Genomic DNA, 4375 nt, shown 5'->3' with positions numbered 1-4375 from the left:
CCGCGGCGAATCGAGAGAACGCCACAAAGCCAAAAGCTTCGCCCCGGGGCGGGGCTCCTACACAGATTCCGCAGGCACCGCATCCCCCTGTAGGAGCCGCGCCCCGCGGCGAATCGAGAAAACGCCACAAAGCCAAAAGCTTCGCCCCGGGGCGGGGCTCCTACACGCATGCCGCAGGCACCGCATCACCCTGTAGGAGCCGCGCCCCGCGGCGAATCGGGAGAACGCTGCAAAGCCAAAAGCTTCGCCCCGGGGCGGGGCTCCTACACGCATGCCGCAGGCACCGCCCACCCTGTAGGAGCCGCGCCCCGCGGCGAATCGAGAGAACGCCACAAAGCCAAAGCTTCGCCCCGAGGCGGGGCTCCTACACAAATCCCGCAGGCACCGCGCCACCCTGTAGGAACCGCGCCCCGCGGCGAATCGCAAGCACACCGCACGTCCAGAAGCTTCGCCCCGGGGCGGGGCTCCTACACCGGCACCTCGGCCCCACGCAGCAACATCAAACCTGCAACAACCGATCCCTCAGCTTCTGAATCTCGTCACGCATCTGCGCGGCGGCCTCGAACTCCAGGTCGCGCGCCAGGGCGTACATCTTCTCTTCCAGCTGACGAATACGCTTGGTGATCTCGCTCGGCGAACGCAGCTCGTTCTCGTAACGCGCGCTCTCCTCCGCCGCCTTGGCCATGCCCTTGCGCTTGTTGCTACGCGCACCAGGCACCACGGCGCCTTCGAGGATATCCTTGACGTCCTTCTGCACGCCCTTGGGCACGATGCCGTTGGCTTCGTTGAAGGCGATCTGCTTGGCACGGCGCCGCTCGGTCTCACCTATGGCACGCTGCATCGAACCGGTCATGTTGTCGGCATACAGGATCGCCCGGCCGTTGAGGTTACGCGCCGCGCGACCAATGGTCTGGATCAGCGAGCGCTCGCTGCGCAGGAAACCCTCCTTGTCTGCATCGAGAATCGCCACCAGCGACACCTCGGGCATGTCCAGGCCCTCACGCAGCAGGTTGATCCCCACCAGCACGTCAAAGGCGCCGAGGCGCAGGTCGCGAATGATCTCCACCCGTTCAACAGTATCGATGTCCGAGTGCAGGTAACGCACCTTGACGTCATGGTCACCCAGGTAGTCGGTCAAATCCTCGGCCATGCGCTTGGTCAGCGTGGTGACCAACACACGGTCACCCGCAGCCACACGCAAACGGATCTCCGAGAGCAGATCATCGACCTGAGTGCGCGCCGGACGCACCTCGATCTGCGGGTCGACCAGACCGGTCGGTCGCACCAGCTGCTCCACCACGCGTCCGGCATGCTCGCCCTCGTAAGGGCCGGGCGTGGCGGAGACGAAAATGGTCTGCGGGCAGGCGGACTCCCACTCTTCGAAGCGCATCGGCCGGTTGTCCAGCGCAGAAGGCAGGCGGAAGCCGTATTCCACCAGCGTCTCCTTGCGCGACCGGTCGCCCTTGTACATGGCGCCGACCTGCGGCACCGAGACGTGGGACTCGTCGATCACCAGCAGGGCTTCATCCGGCAGGTAGTCATAGAGCGTAGGCGGCGGCTCGCCAGCCGGGCGACCGGACAGGTAGCGCGAGTAGTTTTCGATGCCGTTGCAGTAGCCCAGCTCGAGGATCATCTCCAGGTCGAAACGCGTGCGTTGCTCCAGACGCTGCGCCTCCACCAGCTTGTTGGCACCGCGCAGGTATTCCAGACGCTGTTGTAGCTCGACCTTGATGTGCTCCACCGCCTCCAGCAAGGTTTCACGCGGGGTGACGTAGTGGCTCTTGGGATAGAAGGTAAAGCGAGGCAGCTTCTGGATCACCTCCCCGGTCAGCGGATCGAAGGCGCTGATGCTCTCCACCTCGTCATCGAACAGCTCGACGCGAATGGCCTCCAGATCCGATTCCGCCGGGAAAATATCGATCACATCACCACGCACGCGGAAGGTGGCCCGGGCGAAATCCATGTCGTTGCGCGTGTACTGCAACTCGGCCAAGCGCCGCAGCAGCGCGCGCTGGTCCATTTTGTCGCCCCGGTCGAGGTGCAGCACCATTTTCAGGTACTCCTCGGGGCTGCCCAGGCCGTAGATCGAGGACACGGTGCAGACCACGATGACGTCCTTGCGCTCGATCAGCGCCTTTGTCGCCGACAGGCGCATCTGCTCGATGTGGTCGTTGATCGACGCATCCTTCTCGATGAAAGTGTCCGACGACGGCACATAGGCTTCCGGCTGGTAGTAGTCGTAGTAGGAGACGAAATACTCCACCGCGTTGTTCGGGAAGAACGCCTTGAACTCGCCGTACAGCTGCGCCGCCAGGGTCTTGTTCGGTGCCAGCACCAACGTCGGACGCTGTACCTGGGCGATCACGTTGGCGATGGAAAAGGTCTTGCCCGAGCCCGTCACGCCGAGCAGCGTCTGGTGCGAAAGCCCCGCCTCCAGCCCCTCGACCATCTGTCGGATCGCCTCAGGCTGGTCGCCGGCAGGTTTGAAGCGGGTCACCAACTGAAATTCGGACATGCAGCACCTCGACAAACGACTGTGACGCGCCCTGTCGGGCGGCGTCAAAGCCATGAATTGCGGGGCGACTCGGCAATAGCTCCAGATAGAGTCGAATTACCTGGCAAAAGGCCTTAATTCAGGGCTTTGCGCTGTCGCCCCCTGGATACAGGGTCGTTATACTAACGCCCCGTTTACGCGCCCCCTAGCGCTTTTGTCGGGGACGCCTGGCCACCCACCCCTCACTCGAGCTGCCGCATCCATCATGAGTCTCTTCTCTGCCGTCGAAATGGCTCCGCGCGATCCCATCCTGGGCCTCAACGAAGCATTCAACGCCGACACCCGCGCGACCAAGGTCAACCTTGGCGTGGGCGTCTACTACAACGAGGAGGGACGGATTCCGCTGCTGCGCGCCGTAGCAGAAGCCGAAAAAGCGCGTATCGAGGCGCATGCTCCACGTGGCTACCTGCCCATCGAAGGCATCGCCGCCTACGACAAGGCCGTGCAGGAACTGCTGTTCGGCAAAGGCGCTGCGCTAATCGAAGCCGGCCGCGTGATCACCACCCAGGCCCTGGGCGGTACCGGCGCACTGAAGATCGGCGCCGACTTCCTCAAGCGCCTGCTGCCGGACGCCACCGTGGCCATCAGCGACCCAAGCTGGGAAAACCACCGCGCCCTGTTCGAATCCGCCGGCTTCCCGGTACAGAACTACCGCTACTACGATCCGTTCAGCAACGGCGTGAACCGTGGCGGCATGCTCGAAGACCTGCGCAACCTGCCGGCCCGTTCCATAGTCGTGCTGCATGCCTGCTGCCACAACCCGACAGGCGTCGACCTGCAGTTGGAAGACTGGAAAGCCGTGCTGGACGTCCTGCGCGAGCGCGAGCACGTGCCCTTCCTCGACATCGCCTACCAGGGCTTCGGTGACGGCATCGAGCAGGACGCCGAAGCCGTACGCCTGTTCGCCGAGTCGGGCCTGGAGTTCTTCGTCTCCAGCTCCTTCTCCAAGTCGTTCTCGCTGTACGGCGAACGTGTCGGCGCCCTGTCGCTGGTCACCAGCAGCCGTGAAGAGTCGACTCGCGTCCTGTCGCAGCTCAAACGCGTGATCCGCACCAACTACTCCAACCCGCCGACCCACGGCGCCACCGTGGTCGCCAGCGTGCTCAACAGCCCCGAACTGCGCGCCATGTGGGAAGCCGAACTGGGCGAAATGCGCGAGCGCATTCGTAGCATGCGCCTGGCCATGGTCGAACAACTGGCCGCACTGGGTGCCAAGCGCGACTTCGGCTTCGTCGCGCAGCAGCGCGGCATGTTCTCCTACTCCGGCCTCACCGTGGAGCAGGTGGAGCGCTTGAAGAACGAGTTCGGCATCTACGCTGTCGGCACCGGCCGCATCTGCGTCGCAGCGTTGAACAACGGCAACCTGGACAGCGTCACCCGCGCCATCCACGCCGTGCTTTAAGCCTCTGCGATAGACAAAAACGCCGGCCCATAAGCCGGCGTTTTTGTATGCATCGAATAACTGTAGGAGCGGCGCCCCGCCGCGAAGCATCCTCCGGAACACCGCAAACCAACAGCTTCGCCCCGGGGCGGGGCTCCCACAAAAATCACAGCCCCCGTAGGAGCGGCGCCCCGCCGCGAAGCATCCTCCAGAACACCGCAAACCAACAGCTTCGCCCCGGGGCGGGGCTCCTACGCAAGCACCACAGGCACCACCTCCCCCTGTAGGAGCCGCGCCTCGCGGCGAATCGCAAGAACACCGCACAACCAAACGCTTCGCCCCGGGGCGGGGCTCCTACGCAAGCACCACAGGCACCGCCTCCCCCTGTAGGAGCCGCGCCTCGCGGCGAATCGCAAGAACACCGCACAACCAAACGCTTC

The 4375-nt window shown here is 64.1% G+C and carries 2 protein-coding genes; one reads left to right on the top strand and one right to left on the bottom strand.

The features are described 5' to 3' along the window. Positions 1-499: 499 nt before the first annotated feature. Positions 500-2515 carry an excinuclease ABC subunit UvrB gene (uvrB, locus tag DBO86_RS24370; protein WP_108235111.1) on the bottom strand — a complete coding sequence of 672 codons (2016 nt, stop codon included), beginning with the start codon at positions 2513-2515 and terminating at the stop codon, positions 500-502. Positions 2516-2759: 244 nt separating this feature from the next. Here uvrB and DBO86_RS24365 point away from each other — a divergent pair, with 244 nt between their 5' ends. Beyond that, on the top strand, positions 2760-3956 hold the full coding sequence (locus DBO86_RS24365) for an amino acid aminotransferase (protein ID WP_108235110.1): 1197 nt from the start codon (positions 2760-2762) through the stop codon (positions 3954-3956). The last annotated feature ends 419 nt before the right edge of the window (positions 3957-4375 follow it).

Origin of the sequence: Ectopseudomonas oleovorans (genome assembly GCF_003052605.1) — a bacterium.
GTDB lineage: Bacteria > Pseudomonadota > Gammaproteobacteria > Pseudomonadales > Pseudomonadaceae > Aquipseudomonas > Aquipseudomonas oleovorans_A.
The sequence above is the reverse complement of the archived record's forward strand: the minus strand, read 5'-3'. Positions and strand labels throughout refer to the sequence as shown.

What these genes read in the sequence shown, in the direction of transcription:
- uvrB (WP_108235111.1), bottom strand. Translation starts at nt 2,515, where the DNA reads ATGTCCGAATTTCAGTTGGTGACCCGCTTCAAACCTGCCGGCGACCAG.
- DBO86_RS24365 (WP_108235110.1), top strand. Translation starts at nt 2,760, where the DNA reads ATGAGTCTCTTCTCTGCCGTCGAAATGGCTCCGCGCGATCCCATCCTG.